The sequence below is a fragment of the Pseudodesulfovibrio sp. S3 genome (assembly GCF_004025585.1).
Taxonomy (GTDB): Bacteria; Desulfobacterota; Desulfovibrionia; order Desulfovibrionales; family Desulfovibrionaceae; genus Pseudodesulfovibrio.
Window position 1 is genome coordinate 20972 of the sequence record NZ_QTZO01000011.1, and the last position, 15153, is coordinate 36124.

The window sequence follows — 15153 nt, forward strand, 5'->3', positions numbered from 1 at the left end:
AACTCGGCCTGATGGTTACGAACCAATCACCGGCAACGCCTTTATGCAAGCCCAAAAAAACCGCCAGCCCGATTGATTCGGACTGGCGGAGAGTGATCGGTAAGTTTCCGGATTTGCTACAGCAACCTGTCGGCTATCTCCTTGGCGGCACGGCGCCCGGCGCCCATGGCCGAGATGACCGTGGCCGCGCCGGTGACTATGTCGCCGCCGGCGAACACGTTGGGTATGCTCGTCTCGCCGGTTTCGGGGTCGGCTTCGATGTAGCCCCATTTGTTCAGGGCCAGATCGGGCGTGGCCTCCAACAGGATCGGGTTGGGCCGGGTGCCGACCGCAATGATCGCCATGTCGCAGGGGAACTGTTCGGTTTCGCCCTCGATACAGACCGGAGCGCAGCGGCCGGACGCGTCCGGGTCGCCCAGCGTCATCTTCTGCACGGTGAGGGCCTTCAAACGGCCCTGGTTGTCGCCATGAAAAGAGACCGGACCGCACAGGCAGCGGATCTTGATGCCCTCTTCGATGGCGTGATCGATCTCCTCGCGACGGGCGGGCATTTCGTCCTCGGAGCGACGATAGACAATGGACACCTCTTCGGCCCCCATGCGCAGGGCGGTCCGGGCCGCATCCATGGCCACGTTGCCCGCGCCCAGCACGGCCACGCGACGGGCCTTGTAGGCCGGGGTGTCGTAGTTGGGGAATTCGTAGGCGCGGCCCAGGTTGACGCGGGTCAGATATTCGTTGGCGGAAAAAACACCCACCAGGTTTTCGCCGGGAACGCCCAGGAAACGGGGCAGGCCTGCGCCCACACCGATGAAGATGGCGTTGTATCCCTGGCTGAGCAGATCCTGAATGGTCACGGTCTTGCCGCCCACCCAATTGGTATGGAAGGTCACGCCCAGCTCCCGGAGGCCGTCCAGTTCACGGGCAACGACCTTCTTGGGCAGACGAAATTCCGGGATGCCGTAGATGAGCACGCCGCCCGGCTCGTGCAGGGCCTCGAACACGTCCACCTTGATGCCCCGTCCGGCCAGATATCCGGCCACGGTCAGGGAGGAGGGACCGGAGCCGATGCAGGCGACCTTCACATGTACATGTTCCAGCGCACAGACAGACAGGTCCGTCACCTCTTCGCAGGCGCTCTGCGCGGCGTAGTTGTCGGCCACATAGCGCTCCAGGCGACCGATGGCCACGGGCTCATGCTTCTTGCCGAGGATGCACCTGCCTTCACACTGGGTCTCCTGGGGGCAGACACGCCCGCAAACCGCAGGCAAAGAGTTGGTCCTGCGGATGGTGTTGAAGGCGCCCTCCAGGTCGTCGTCCACCAGACAGGCGATGAACCACCTGATGTCGATGTTGACAGGACAGCCCTGCTGACACAGGGGCCTCTTGCACTGCAAACAGCGTTCAGCCTCGACAATGGCCTGTTCTCGGCTGTAGCCCAGGGCCACCTCTTCAAAATTCCGGGCCCGCTCCTCGGGGTCCTGATGGGGCATCGGCGTCCTGGCCCGAACTTTCTTCTGTTTTTTATCGGCCATGACACTGACACTCCTTGCTGAACAATTCCATGGATTCCTCTTCCTGCTCCTTGAACTGCCACAGCCGGGTCTTCAGTTCCGCGAAATCCACCTGATGGCCGTCAAATTCCGGGCCGTCAACGCAGGCGAACAATGTTTTTCCACCCACGGTGCAGCGACAGGCACCGCACATGCCGATACCGTCCACCATGATGGAATTGAGCGACACCGTGGTCCTGGTCCCGAACGGAAGGGTCACCCGGCAGACCGCCTCCATCATGGGAACCGGACCGATGGCCACCACTTCGGCCACCTCGTCCTCGGTCTCCAGAATATCCTTGAGCACTTCGGTGACGAACCCCTTATGGCCCTCGCTCCCGTCATCCGTGGCAATGCGGACCTCGGGACAGAACGAAGAAAGTTCGGAGCAGAAAAGCAGCAGGCTCTTGGAGCGCGCGCCGATGATGGCGATGACGCGATTGCCCGCCGCCACATGGCCCTTGGCGATGTGGTGCATGGCCGCGATGCCGGTGCCGCCGCCGACACAGACCACGGTGCCCGACTTCTCGATGTGGGTGGCCTTGCCGAGCGGACCGCACACATCCATGAACTCGCCGCCTTCCTTCAGGGTATTCATCTCGGCGGAGGTCTTTCCCACCACCAGATAGACGATGGTAATGGTTCCCCTGACGGCATCGCAATCGGCAATGGTCAGGGGAATGCGCTCGCCGTGCTCGGTGGTGCGGAGCATGACGAAGTTGCCGGGTTTGGCTTTTTTTGCAATCTGAGGCGCGTCGATGACCATCATGGTGGTCTGCCCCGGAATCAACTCTACTTTTTTCAGGATCTTGTAACCCATGCGGACTCTCTCACTGGTTGAAATCTCACCCTTCCCTCGCAAAGCACCGAAAGATGTTCGGCAACAAGGACATTGCTAGTAGCTCCAAACAGGTCGGGTTGTCAAAAGTTGCGCAAATGCTTATAGTACCCACAGCGACTGATAGATTTGGATTTGCCAATTCCCACGGACGGGAAGCGGAAAACCACGGGTCCCTCTGGACAGAGCGTGACGAAAGTCACAGGGACGGCCGGGCTGCGATGTGCAATGCCACGGCCTTTTTTTGTGCGCAGGAAAAGGCTTAGGCACCGAGATCGTAGGAGAACCCCGTGAGGATATCCTCCCAGGCGAACGAACAGTACCGCAAGACTTCTGCGCTGGTTGAAAAGCCCAGCGAGAAGAAATCGGTACAGCCCCAGGCCAGAACGACCACCACATCGTTCGGTTTTCGGTTGGGCAAGTTCGGCCTGGATTACCGCGAGGAAACGACCGTCCTCGACCCCTCCCTTTCCCGCGACGTCCGCGAAAAGAAGGAAAAGGCCCGCGCCTTCGAGACCGAAGCCGAAGTGGAGGGCCTGCGCGCCCAGGTCGGTGCCGACGGCGCACGATATCGAGAGACCCAAACCACCGGGACCGCCTCCGGCCTACCCGCTCAAAGCCGAATCAAGACAGCCATGAACGCCTACGCCCAGGCAACGGCCCAGATCCTTCCCCCGCCCGGAAACATGCTGGCGAGCGTGGTCTAGGGGAACAAAGGACCGCCATTCCCGGCGGCCCTTCTTCATTTCTTATTCGTGCTCCGCGTCCGCATCTTCTGCCGATGCCTTTTTGCGCAAACGCATCCGCGCGCGGGCCGACATGCCCACCCCGATAAAACTGAACGCGGTCAGCACCACAAAGGCGATGTGCATGGCGACCACGAAAGCCGGAGCAGTGTCCTGATTCAGGGCTTTCGGGCCAACGACAAGGGCCAGGACCCCGCTGATGAACACGAGACTGACGGTCATGCCCGTGGTCCGCATCCCGGCCACCACGGCTGAGGCCACGCCGTAATATTCCTTTGTCACGGCACCCATGATGACCGCCATGTTGGCGGTGGCAAAAATGGCGCTGCCCGCACCGCACAGGGCCAGTATGCAGGCGACGTACGGCAACGAGGCGCTGTCTCCGAGGAACATGGCCCCCCCAAGGGCCAGGGTGGCCAGGCACATGCCCAGCGTGGCCACGTGATGGGCCGGCCAGCGCTCGCACCATTTGCCGCTGATCAGGGAAAAAACCACCTGCATGACCGGCTGGGCCATGAGGATGAAACCGGCCTCGCTCGCGGTCATGCCCCTGGCGACCTGCAAATAGAGCGAGAGCAGAAACGTGATGCCGAATGTCGCGGCATAGCTGATGAACTGCACCGCGCTGCCCAGGGAAAACGACGGATTGTCAGAGAACAGCACCATATCCAGCAACGGGGCCTTGGCATGTTTTTCCCAGAGGACGAAGCTCGCCAGCGACAGCAGGCCGCCTGCCAGCATCAGCTTGCCGCTCAGGTCATGCAGGTGCGAACCGCCCTGCGAAAGCAGGATCATGCCTATGGCGACGAAAATGGCCCCGCCCCAATCGAACTTCACGCCCCGGGTGAAAACGGGCCGGACCGACAGCGTCTTGAGGGCGAGCAGCAAGGCCAGGGCGCACGGAATGGCTCCGGCATAGAAAATCCAGCGCCATCCCCAATGGGTGACGATCATCCCGCCCAGCCATGGCCCGGCCGACAGGCCCAGATACACCCCTGCCGAGGCTATGCCCAGTGCCCTGGCCCGTCCCGGCCCCGGATACAGGTCTGCAAGGATGGCCAGGCCGGTGGTGACCATCATGGCTCCGCCTCCGCCCTGGAAGACGCGCAAGGCAATGAACTGGGTAATGCTCTGGCACAGGGGAAGCACGGAACTGACCGCCGTGAACAGGGCCATGCCAAGGGCGAACGTGGTGCCGCGCCCTATCATGTCCGCCAGCCGCGTCACCGGGAAAAGCAGCATGGCCACTGCTGAAATATACCCTGATTCCACCAGTCCGAGTTGGGAAGCGCTGGCTCCGAACTCCTGTCCAAGGGCAGGAACCGCCACGGCCACGGCGGAAAGCATGAAGACCAGTGCGAACTGGGATATGGTGATGGTCCACAGACCGGTCGTGCGTTCGTCAAAAGCAGCCAAAAACACCTCTCGTTTTTCCAATGCCGTCCGGCATTGCCCGTATCCCCATCCATAACAACAAACTCGGGGAATTCGAATTATTACCAGCCTCCAACACCTGCTGGTCCCGCAGAGGACCGAGGTTCGGGCCACGGAATCTCGGGCAGTCGTCAAACGTCACCGCCCTCCGCACTAATAATGCGGACTGCCCGAAAACCAACCCCCCAGCCCTGTTTTTTTACGAAAAAAACACATTCTTTTGTTTTTGTTCGAGGCGGCACCGTCATGGAATTACGAGGGAAGCAACGGTCAGCCGGATGCAAGCAGCGGAGGGTCGGCACCCTGACGGCATCCGCATGGAGCCGCCATAGCTTTCCCTGTCCATGGAACATGGACAGGCCCCTCCCCGAAAAATCAGGGAATCATGTTCATTGCCTTCCCACGCCCTTTCCCCTACCCTCACTCCCCATGTCAGGCCCCATCACCTCACCACGCGAAATCCTCTCCTCTGTCTTCGGCTTCACCGAGTTCATCGGGTTGCAGGAACCGATCATCGACAACACCATGAGCGGCGGCGACTCGCTGGTGCTCATGCCCACGGGCGGGGGCAAATCGCTCTGCTACCAGATTCCTGCCATGCTCAGGAACGGGGTGGGAATCTGCGTGTCCCCGCTGATCGCGCTCATGCAGGACCAGGTGCAGGGGCTGACCCAGATGGGCGTCCGCGCCGCCTGCCTCAATTCCTCGCTGGACCCGGATACGGCCTACGACATCGAACAGATGCTGGTAAACGGCCAGCTCGACCTGCTCTACGTGGCCCCGGAACGGCTGTGCAAACCCGGCTTTCTCGATCTGCTCTCCCAAAGCAGCCCGGCCCTGTTCGCCATTGACGAGGCGCACTGCGTGTCCCAGTGGGGGCACGATTTCCGACCCGAGTACATGCAGCTTTCCATCATCAAGGAACGTTTCCCCCATGTGCCGCGCCTGGCCCTGACCGCCACCGCTGACAAGCCCACCCAGGCGGACATCATCCGCAACCTGCAACTGGAGCAGGCAAAGGTCTTCGCCACCGGATTCGACCGGCCCAACATCACCTATTCGGTGCTGCCCAAGAAGAACGCCACCACCATGCTCAAGCGGTTCATCACCGACAACCACCCCGGAGACGCGGGCATAGTCTACCGCTTGAGCCGCAAGAAGGTGGATTCGACCGCCGAATTCCTGCAAAAGAACGGATTCACCGCCCTGCCCTACCACGCGGGGCTGTCCTCGCAGGTCCGCTATGAAAACCAGGACCGGTTCATGCGCGAGGAAGGCGTGATCATGGTGGCCACGGTCGCCTTCGGCATGGGCGTGGACAAGCCCAACGTACGCTTCGTCTGCCACCTGGAACCGCCAAAATCCCTGGAAGCCTACCATCAGGAAACAGGCCGCGCCGGACGTGACGGCCTGCCCGCCTCGGCCTGGATGTGTTACGGCATGCAGGATATCGCGGTGCTGCGCTCCATGATCGAATCGGGCGAGGCCAATGAGACGCGAAAACGGGTGGAGCACGCCAAGCTCGGATCGCTGTTCGCCTTTCTGGAAACCGCCGGTTGCCGCCGCCAGTCCCTGCTGGGGTATTTCGGGGAACACATACAGCCGTGCGGCAACTGCGACAACTGCCTCAGTCCGGTGGACACATGGAACGGCACCGAGGCCGCGCAAAAGGCCCTGTCCAATATTTTCCGCACCGAACAGCGGTTCGGCGTCAACCATCTGGTTCAGGTGCTGACCGGGGCCGAGACCGACGCCATCAAGCGGTTCGGGCACCAGCGGGTGTCCACCTACGGCATCGGCAAGGACCTGAGCCAGGATGAATGGAAATCGGTCTACCGCCAGCTGCTGGCCTCGGGCCTGGTCTCTGTCGACATGGAACGGTTCAACGCCCTGACCCTGAACGAGCGGTCCTGGCCCGTGCTCAAGGGCGAGCAGGAAGTCAGGCTGCGCACCGACCCGGTCATGCCCAGGCAGACCAAAAAGAAGACGCGGCGCACTGCGGCCCTGGCCGAGGATATCCTGACCTCATGGGAGGCCGAAGCCCTGTTCGACCGGCTGCGCGACCTGCGCCTGAAGGTCGCCGAAGCGCAGTCCGTACCGCCCTATGCCATTTTCGCGGACAAGACCCTGCTGGAATTCGTCCGTTACCGCCCGAAAGACCTCAGAGACCTGGGATGCATGTCCGGGGTGGGCACGAACAAGCTCAACCATTATGGCGAAGCCTTTCTGACCTGCATGAAGGAACATGAGGCGGAACACGGACGCCCCGCGACCATCCCCGAGATTCCCGACGAGTTGCGCGAAAGACACGAGAAAAGCATGATCAGGGATCAGGAGCTTTCCGCCACGGCCCAGACCTCTCTGGATCTGTTTATCGAGCTGGGAGACTTGGACCGGGTGGCCGAGAAGCGCGGCCTCAAACCGGCTTCGATCTGGAACCATCTGGGTCAGGCCGCGCGGCTGGGCAGGGTCGATTATCTGGACGTGGTCAGCCTGCCCGATGATGAACTGAAGACCGTGGTCAACACCCTCAAGGATTTCCAGGCCCGGGGCATCGTTTCCATGACCCCGGTGTTCGAGGCCCTGGACAAACACTATTCCTTTGATTTGCTCCGGTTCCTCAGGGCAAGCCTGTAAGGGGCAAAACGAATTTCTGTTCCATGATCCTGGCACCCCAGCCGTCGCCTTCCACCTCTGCAGTCAAACGGAACCCGTTGCGCTCATAGAGCGTCCGGGCCGCGTCCAGACCGGCAAAAGTCCAAAGATGGACTGCCTCGAATTCCCGGCTGCGGCAAAAATCCATGGCCCGGCCCAATAACCGGGAGCCGATGCCGTGTCCCTGACATGCTTCGGACACGATGAACCAGCGCACACGGGCCTGTCCCGCCCCGTGCCGGCTGCCGTCCACGGCCACGGCACCCGCGAAGTCGTCGCCCAGCCCCGCCCACCAGAAACCGTCACACTGCGGATTGAATCCGGTGATGAATTCCGACAACTCGCGGGATACCTGGGCCTCGAAACGGTGGTCGAACCCCCAGTTACTACTGTAATAGGCCGCGTGATGCCGCACCACGTCTTCCGTGATGCCGGGACTGTACGGATGAATGACACACTCTTTCATGTCCTGTTCATGGGCAAATAGGTTGACTTTGTCAACCTATTTGCCCAAAATACGCTCATGACGACCCCATCCCAGATCGACCGATTCCGGCATTTCAACCGGTTCTATACGAACTATCTCGGCCTGCTGGCGGATACCATGTACAATAGCCCGGTCAGCCTGACGGAGGCCCGCGTCCTGTTCGAGATGGACAAGGTCCCGGGTTCGTCAGCCAGAGACCTGCGCAGCCGCCTCGGCCTGGACAAGGGATATGTCAGCCGGATTATCAAAGGTTTCATCAGGCAGGGATGGGTGGAGACGACACCGTCAAAAAAGGATGCCCGGATCAAGAAAATGACCCTGACTGACAAGGGGGCCCGACTCATGGCCTCGCTGCACCGACAGGCCGCTGGCCAGGCGCAAGGAGTCCTCGCCCGCCTGGACGAACGCACCCGAGACAGACTGCTCGCCGCCATGGCGGACATAGAAGGAATTCTCGTCGGTTAGTCCCTTGCCAAAGGGCGGTTCCATGCGCATTATATGCCGCGAGGGTAACACGAAACGGGACAATTTATACATGAAAAGAACAACGGCACAGATCAAGGGCATGCATTGCGCAGCCTGCTCAGGACGCATCGAGCGCGTGGTCGGAACCATGAACGGCGTGGACACGGTCAGCGTGAACCTGGCCGCTGAGACCATGGACCTCTCCTTTGACCCGGACGCCATAACCGAACAGGCCGTGGGTGAACGCATCAAGGAACTCGGCTTCGAGGCCGAGTTCGCCAATGACAGCGGCCTCGCGAACCTGGACCTCGACCTGGGCGGCATGCACTGCGCCTCCTGCTCGGCCCGCATCGAACGCGTGGTCGGGAACCTGGACGGCGTGGACTCGGCCACGGTCAATCTGGCCGCGGAGACCGGCCACTTCTCCTTCGACCCGTCCCAGGTCTCCCGCAGGGTCATCCGCCAGGCCATTGCCGACGCCGGGTTCACCTCCGAAGTGCGGGTCGACGGTGCCAATATCTTCGAACAGCGCCGCCGCGAGGCAGAGGATCGTCTGACCGCACAACGCCGGGCGTTGATCCCCGCCTTCCTGTTCGCCCTGCCCCTGCTCATCCTGTCCATGGGCCACATGTGGGGCATGCCCCTGCCCTCCTTCCTCGACCCCATGCATTCGCCCCTGACCTTTGCCCTGGTCCAGCTGGGACTGACCCTGCCCGTGGTCCTGACCGGGCGGAACTTCTATCTCCAGGGCATCCCGGCCCTGCTCCGGGGCGGCCCGAACATGGACTCCCTGGTGGCCATGGGCACGGGCGCGGCCTTTCTCTATTCCCTGTGGAACACCATTGCCCTGGCCCTGAACCTGGGCGACCCGCACATGCTGGCCATGGACCTCTATTATGAATCCGCAGCCGTGCTCATCGCCATGATCTCCCTGGGCAAATATTTCGAGGCCCACAGCAAGCTCAAGACCTCGGACGCCATCCGGGCCCTGATGAAGCTCGCCCCGGACACGGCCACCCTGCTCAAGGGGTCTGAACAGACGACCATCCCGGTGGATGAGGTGGAGCCGGGCGACCTGCTCCTGATCAAACCCGGCGAGCGCATCCCGGTGGACGGCACGGTCACCGACGGTCGGTCATCCGTGGACGAGTCCATGCTCACCGGCGAACCCATGCCCGTGGGCAAGACCGCAGGCGACACCGTGGCGGGCGGCACGTTCAATGCCTCGGGTGCGCTGACCATCAAGGCCGAGCGCGTGGGGGGCGACACCATGCTGGCCCGGATCATCAAACTGGTGCAGGAAGCCCAGGGGTCCAAGGCACCCATCGCCAACCTGGCAGACACCATCAGCTACTATTTTGTGCCCTCGGTCATGGCCGTTGCCCTGATCTCCGGCCTGGCCTGGTATTTCATCGGCGATGCAGGCTTCCCGTTCAGCCTACGCATCTTCGTGGCGGTCATGGTCATTGCCTGCCCATGCGCCATGGGGCTGGCCACGCCGGTCTCCATCATGGTCTCCGCCGGACGGGGCGCGCAGCTCGGCGTGCTCATCAAGTCGGGCCGGGCCCTGCAGGAAGCGGGCGGACTGGACACCGTGGTCTTTGACAAGACCGGCACCCTGACCCACGGTCGGCCCGAAGTGGCGGCCATCACCATGGTCCGGGGCACCATGGCCCAGACCGAAGCGATCTATCTGGCCGCAGCCGCCGAGAGCCAGAGCGAGCACCCCCTGGCCCAGGCCATGGTCCGACACGCAAAGGAAAAGAACCTCGACCCGCCTGCACCGGACAGCTTCGAGGCCATCCCCGGCAAAGGCATCAAGGCGACCATCGATTACCGCGAGGTCATGATCGGCAACTGGGCCTTCATGCAGGAGCACGGGCTTGATTTCGGCGAGGACGGCTTTGCCGAAGAGGCCGTGGGACACTATGAGAACCAGGGCGCGACCGTGGTCTATTTCGCCTCCGAGAACAAGCTCAACGCCCTGTTCGCCATTGCCGACGAGATGCGCGACGAGACCCCTGAGGTGGTGGCCGCGCTGAAGAAAGAGGGTCTGACCCCGATCATGCTGACCGGCGACAACGAAGTGAACGCGCGCGTGGTGGCGGACCGGGCCGGTATCGACACGGTGATCGCAGGGGTCATGCCCGACCGCAAGGCCGAAGAGGTGACCCGGCTCCAGAACGAGGGACGCAAGGTGGCCATGGTGGGCGACGGCATCAACGACGCGCCTGCGCTGGCCAAGGCGGACATCGGCATTGCCATGGGTTCCGGCATCGACGTGGCCGTGGAATCCGGCGACGTGGTGCTCATGCAGTCGAACCTGCGCGGCCTGCTCACGGCCCTGCGCCTGTCGCGGGCGACCATGAGCAACATCAAGCAGAACCTGTTCTGGGCGTTCGCCTTCAACGTCATCGGCATCCCGGTGGCGGCAGGGGTGCTGCACCTGTTCGGCGGCCCCACCCTCAACCCCATGATCGCGGGCACGGCCATGGCCATGAGCTCGGTGACCGTGGTGTCCAACGCACTCAGGCTGCGGTTCTTCAAGGGGGACTAGGGAAGGACTTTTTTGTCTTGCAACTTCCCCGGCCTTCTGTATGAACAAGGCTTTGTCCGTTCACCATGTAATTTCATACCGGAGTTGAAATGAAGAAAATAGCCCTCCCGCTGGTATTCCTGGCCCTTCTCGGACTCTGCGCCCCGGCACTGGCACAGTCCTGGAATCTGTCCGCCCTCAAGGCCCAAGCCGCCAAGGCCGTGCCCGACGGGCAGATGACCAACGCCTCGGCGGACGATGCAGGAGCCTTCGTAAGCATACAGGCCGGCGACCTCAACTACCAGTTCACCCTGGCCTCCGATCAGGACCCGCAAATGGCGGATGCCGAGCAACTGGACTACCAGGGCCGCACAGCCTATTTCTTCGAAGCCATGCCCGGTTCCGGCGGACTGATGATCCTGCTCGACACGGAAAAGAGCCTGACCATCCTGCTGATGCCCGGCATGGAATCGGAAACCGACCTGACCGCCGCCGACATGACCGCCATTGTGGACAACATGGACCTTGAAGCGCTGTAGCCTCGGAGCCCGAAGCCAAAACCGGCACCAACTCAGAAACAAGGAGCGACCCTATGCCCGTCATCAAAGTCAAAGGCATGAGCTGCCAGCATTGCGTGAAATCCGTGACCGAAACCATGGAGAAAATCGGGGCAACCGACGTGTCCGTCGACCTCCTGTCCGGCGACGTGACCTATGCGGAAAACACGCCCATCGACATGAACGTCATCAAGGATGCCATCACCAAGATCGGCTTCGAGTACGTAGGCTAAACGCTTGAACCCCTCCCTGATCGGCGCTGCCTGCGCCCTGCTCGCAACCCTGATCTGGTCCGGGAATTTCATCGTGGCCAGGGGGCTGGGGGACATGGTCCCGCCCGTCACCCTGGCCGCATTGCGCTGGGCCACCGCGACCTGCTTCATCCTGCCGTTTTCCCTGCCCGTCATGTGGCGGGAGCGGCAACGCATTGTCCGGCACCGGCGTCACCTGTTCGCCTCCGCCCTGATCGGCGTGACGGTATTCAACACCGTCATCTACACGGCAGCCCACACCACCGAGGCATTGAACATGTCGCTCATTGCCACCACCACGCCGGTCTTCGCCATAATTCTGTCCCGAATATTTCTGGGAGAGCCGCTGACAATGCCGCGCATGGCAGGTATGTCCGTGGCCGTGGCGGGCATTGTCGCCCTGGTCACCCGCGGCGATTTCGGGGCGCTGCTGGAACTGGAATTTCGGATCGGCGACCTGTGGATGCTCCTGGCCGGACTCCTCTGGGCAGTATACTCCATCATTCTCAGGAAAAAACCGACCGACATGACCCAGGCCGCCTACCTCGGCTCCACCTTCCTCATCGGTGTGCTCCCGCTCATTCCGGCCGCCCTCCTGGAACAGACACTGGCCCCCCAGTGGAACATGACGCTGCCGGTTCTGGGGTCCATACTCTACATCGGCCTCGGGGCTTCACTCATATCGTACATGCTCTGGACCCGGGCCGTGACCGCCATCGGGCCGGTGAATGCATCGCTGATATATTACTCGCTGCCGCTCTTTTCCGGCATCGAGGCGTACCTTTTTCTGGGAGAACCCATTACCTGGATTCACCTGACCTCATTCCTGCTCATCGTGGGCGGCATCGTCCTGGCGACACATCCCAGGTTCAATCGGCAAGCAAGGGCAACTCGCCCTGAATAGCCCCTTCGAGACGCAGCAACCACTTTTTCATTTCAATGCCGCCCCCGGCGGAAAAACCGGTCATGGCACCGTTCGCGCCCACCACACGGTGGCAGGGATAGATGACGGGAAAGGGGTTGGCCGCCATGGCCCGGCCCACTGCCTGCGCCCCGCCGGGCCTGCCCAGACGCGCGGCAAGTTCCCCATAGGTCCGGGTGGTACCGGGCGCTATCAGCCGGAGTTCCTCAAGGGTGGCCCGCTGAAATTCGCTCACCCCGGAGAAATCCAGGGGGAGTTCCGGCCAGTCCGGCGGTCCGCCCGCCTCGTATCTGGCCAGGGCCTCTGCCAGGAGCCGGGCATGTTCTGAAGGATTTTCGGACATGGACACCTCACCGGGACGGTGCAGCTGAATCCCGCGAATCAAGGTCCCCGCCCAGTGCAGACAGAGGACAAGCTGCCCGGTTCCGACACATTCCATACGCTGATCATTTCCATCCATCATACGTCCTCCCCCGGTCCGAATCCGGCCTCGAACCACGCAGGCGGACCGAGTTCGGCCCGGTTCCGCTTGCCCTGCCATAGGTTGTTTTGCTCGAAATGGTCCCGCACAGCATTGTGCAGCCGACGCATGTTGCCCGCCCACTCCGGCGCGACCAGTTCCCCCTGCGCCGGGTTCCCGTTGAGACGGTGGATGACGGTCTTCGGGTCAAGGCGCATGACCGCCTCCCCAAGCCAGGACAGATATTCGTCTTGGGTGGGCGGGGTGTACCGCCCCTCCTCGAACCACCTGGACAGTTGGGTTCCCCGGCAGACGAACAGGTTATGAAACTTGATGCCGCGCACGGGCAACGCATTGACGAAATCCACGGTGGTCAGCAGCTCCTCCAACCCCTCGCGGCCATCCGGGGCGGGCAGTCCGGCCATGACGTGCGCCACCACAGTCAGCCCCCGTTCCGCAGCGGCCCCGGCGGCCTCGGCAAAGGCGGCACTGTCGTGACCCCTATTTATATGTATCAGGGTGGCGTCGTTCGAAGACTGCAACCCCAGCTCCAGGAATATCTCGCCCAGGCCGAGCCGTTCCTTTTGCGCGGCCAGAAGATCGAGCTTGGCCGCATCCAAACAGTCGGGCCGGGTGCCCAGCGCAAGGCAGGTGAGACCGGGCAGCCCGTCAAGTCCGGCCAGGGCATCGGCCAGCTTCTCGACGGGACCGAACGTGTTGGAGTAGGATTGCAAATAGGCGGTGAAAAGCGAAAGACCGTGCTTTTTCACGTGGATGTCCCGCCAAAAATCCCATTGCTCCGCAATGGAAAGCCCTTTTTCGAGAAAACCGGACCCGGACCCCATGGGGTTGCAGAACACACAGCCGTGCCGAGAAAGAGTTCCGTCCCGATTGGGGCAGGAAAACCCGGCGTCCAGAGGGATTTTCTGAACCCTGCGGCCGAACCGCTGACGCATATAAGTGGACAGTCCGAAGGTGCGCTGCATCTGTTTTTTAGAAAAAGTTGAGAAAAAGTACCCAAACCGACAATGGCGTATTGCTAGACCGGGTTTCATTTGGTACGAATCATCAGTTGATAATGTACGCTAGCGCAGAAGTTCCCCCAAGGGAAGCGCGTTTCACGCATAGGTTTCTTACACAAGTTTTGAATTTTTGAACGGGGGGTACATGGGTAACCTGCTCAACAGAATCATCGGCTCATTTTCCAACGACCTCGCCATCGACCTGGGCACGGCCAACACCCTGGTCTATGTCAAAGGCAAGGGCGTCATGCTTTCCGAGCCGTCCGTAGTGGCTGTAAAAAAAGACTCCCGCGGCGGCAAAACCGTCCTGGCCGTGGGTGCCGAGGCCAAGAAGATGCTCGGCCGCACGCCGGGCAACATCGTGGCCATCAGACCCATGAAAGACGGTGTCATAGCCGACTTTGAAGTGACCGAAGCCATGCTTCGCCACTTCATCTCCAAGGTCCACAACTCCCGGAGGCTGGTCCGCCCCCGCATCATGATCTGCGTGCCCACCGGCATCACCCAGGTGGAAAAACGCGCGGTCAGGGAATCGGCCCAGAGTGCAGGCGCCCGCGAGGTCTACCTCATCGAGGAGCCCATGGCCGCGGCCATCGGCGCGAACCTGCCCATCACCGAACCGACCTCCAACATGATCGTGGACATCGGCGGCGGCACCACCGAGATCGCCGTCATTTCCCTGTCCGGTATCGTCTACGCCCGTTCTGTCCGTGTCGGCGGCGACAAGATGGACGAAGCGATCATGCAGCACGTCAAACGCAAGTACAACATGCTCATCGGTGAATCCACTGCGGAACAGATCAAAATCCACATCGGCTCCGCCTACCCCCTGGGGGACGAAGAACCGATCATGGAAGTCAAGGGACGCGACCTGGTCACCGGCATCCCGCAGAACCGCCCCATCACCGCCGAAGAGGTCCGCGAGGCCATTAGCGAACAGGTGGAAAGCATTGTTCAGGGCGTACGTATCGCGCTGGAACAGACCCCGCCCGAACTGGCGGCGGACATCGTGGATCGGGGCATCGTCCTGACCGGCGGCGGCGCGCTGCTCAAGGGGCTGGACCAACTGCTCCAACACGAGACCCAGTTGCCCATCACCGTGGTGGATGACCCGCTGACTGCAGTGGTTCTCGGTTCGGGCAAGGCGCTGGACAATATCGACCTGTACAAGGACATCACCACCGACTAGCCGGCTCGATATGACCAAACAACGGGTATCCGAAAGCGCAC

Annotated in this window: 14 protein-coding genes; 8 read left to right on the plus strand and 6 right to left on the minus strand. The window is 61.8% G+C overall.

Annotated features, from left to right (window positions below):
* Positions 1-116: 116 nt before the first annotated feature.
* A complete protein-coding gene (gltA, locus tag DWB63_RS12185) occupies positions 117-1532 on the minus strand; it encodes an NADPH-dependent glutamate synthase (protein WP_128329119.1) in 1416 nt (471 codons plus the stop codon).
* Positions 1522-2370, minus strand: coding sequence for a sulfide/dihydroorotate dehydrogenase-like FAD/NAD-binding protein (locus DWB63_RS12190; RefSeq protein WP_128329120.1), 849 nt, complete (start codon positions 2368-2370; stop codon positions 1522-1524). The genes gltA and DWB63_RS12190 overlap by 11 nt, the downstream gene beginning before the upstream one ends.
* Before the next feature lie 308 nt (positions 2371-2678).
* Between DWB63_RS12190 and DWB63_RS12195 the strand changes: the two genes are divergently transcribed.
* Entirely contained in the window at positions 2679-3095 is a 417-nt protein-coding gene (locus DWB63_RS12195; protein WP_128329121.1) for a hypothetical protein, read from the plus strand.
* 42 nt (positions 3096-3137) lie between these two features.
* On the opposite strand, the gene DWB63_RS12200 is transcribed toward DWB63_RS12195, so the two are convergent.
* Entirely contained in the window at positions 3138-4550 is a 1413-nt protein-coding gene (locus DWB63_RS12200; protein WP_241648837.1) for an MFS transporter, read from the minus strand.
* Positions 4551-4997: 447 nt separating this feature from the next.
* On the opposite strand from DWB63_RS12200, the gene recQ reads away from it, so the two are divergent.
* Positions 4998-7205, plus strand: a complete 2208-nt coding sequence (gene recQ, locus DWB63_RS12205; protein WP_128329122.1) for a DNA helicase RecQ — start codon at positions 4998-5000, stop codon at positions 7203-7205.
* Here recQ and DWB63_RS12210 read toward each other — a convergent pair.
* Positions 7189-7689: a GNAT family N-acetyltransferase gene (locus DWB63_RS12210; RefSeq protein ID WP_128329123.1), complete on the minus strand. Its 501-nt coding sequence runs from the start codon at positions 7687-7689 to the stop codon at positions 7189-7191. The two genes, recQ and DWB63_RS12210, sit on opposite strands and share 17 nt — an antisense overlap.
* 57 nt (positions 7690-7746) lie before the next feature.
* On the opposite strand from DWB63_RS12210, the gene DWB63_RS12215 reads away from it, so the two are divergent.
* The 5 genes from DWB63_RS12215 to DWB63_RS12235 all read left to right on the plus strand — a co-directional run bounded on the left by DWB63_RS12215 (position 7747) and on the right by DWB63_RS12235 (position 12423).
* Positions 7747-8175 (plus strand): MarR family winged helix-turn-helix transcriptional regulator, encoded by a 429-nt coding sequence (locus DWB63_RS12215; protein WP_128329124.1) that lies wholly within the window; start codon positions 7747-7749, stop codon positions 8173-8175.
* Positions 8176-8245: 70 nt separating this feature from the next.
* Positions 8246-10732 carry a heavy metal translocating P-type ATPase gene (locus DWB63_RS12220; RefSeq protein WP_128329125.1) on the plus strand — a complete coding sequence of 829 codons (2487 nt, stop codon included), beginning with the start codon at positions 8246-8248 and terminating at the stop codon, positions 10730-10732.
* Between the two features lie 89 nt (positions 10733-10821).
* Positions 10822-11250, plus strand: coding sequence for a hypothetical protein (locus DWB63_RS12225; protein WP_128329126.1), 429 nt, complete (start codon positions 10822-10824; stop codon positions 11248-11250).
* 53 nt (positions 11251-11303) lie between these two features.
* Positions 11304-11501, plus strand: coding sequence for a cation transporter (locus DWB63_RS12230; RefSeq protein WP_128329127.1), 198 nt, complete (start codon positions 11304-11306; stop codon positions 11499-11501).
* Positions 11502-11505: 4 nt separating this feature from the next.
* The gene (locus DWB63_RS12235) at positions 11506-12423 is read left to right on the plus strand and encodes a DMT family transporter (RefSeq protein WP_241648838.1); all 918 of its coding nucleotides are present in this window, start codon (positions 11506-11508) and stop codon (positions 12421-12423) included.
* On the opposite strand, the gene DWB63_RS12240 is transcribed toward DWB63_RS12235, so the two are convergent.
* Both DWB63_RS12240 and DWB63_RS12245 read right to left on the minus strand, forming a co-directional pair.
* Entirely contained in the window at positions 12389-12904 is a 516-nt protein-coding gene (locus DWB63_RS12240; protein ID WP_241648839.1) for a methylated-DNA--[protein]-cysteine S-methyltransferase, read from the minus strand. The two genes, DWB63_RS12235 and DWB63_RS12240, sit on opposite strands and share 35 nt — an antisense overlap.
* Positions 12901-13887 carry a TIGR01212 family radical SAM protein gene (locus DWB63_RS12245; protein ID WP_128329128.1) on the minus strand — a complete coding sequence of 329 codons (987 nt, stop codon included), beginning with the start codon at positions 13885-13887 and terminating at the stop codon, positions 12901-12903. Before DWB63_RS12245 ends, DWB63_RS12240 begins: the two co-directional genes overlap by 4 nt.
* A gap of 181 nt (positions 13888-14068) precedes the next feature.
* Between DWB63_RS12245 and DWB63_RS12250 the strand changes: the two genes are divergently transcribed.
* The gene (locus DWB63_RS12250; protein WP_128329129.1) at positions 14069-15112 is read left to right on the plus strand and encodes a rod shape-determining protein; all 1044 of its coding nucleotides are present in this window, start codon (positions 14069-14071) and stop codon (positions 15110-15112) included.
* Positions 15113-15153 lie beyond the last annotated feature (41 nt).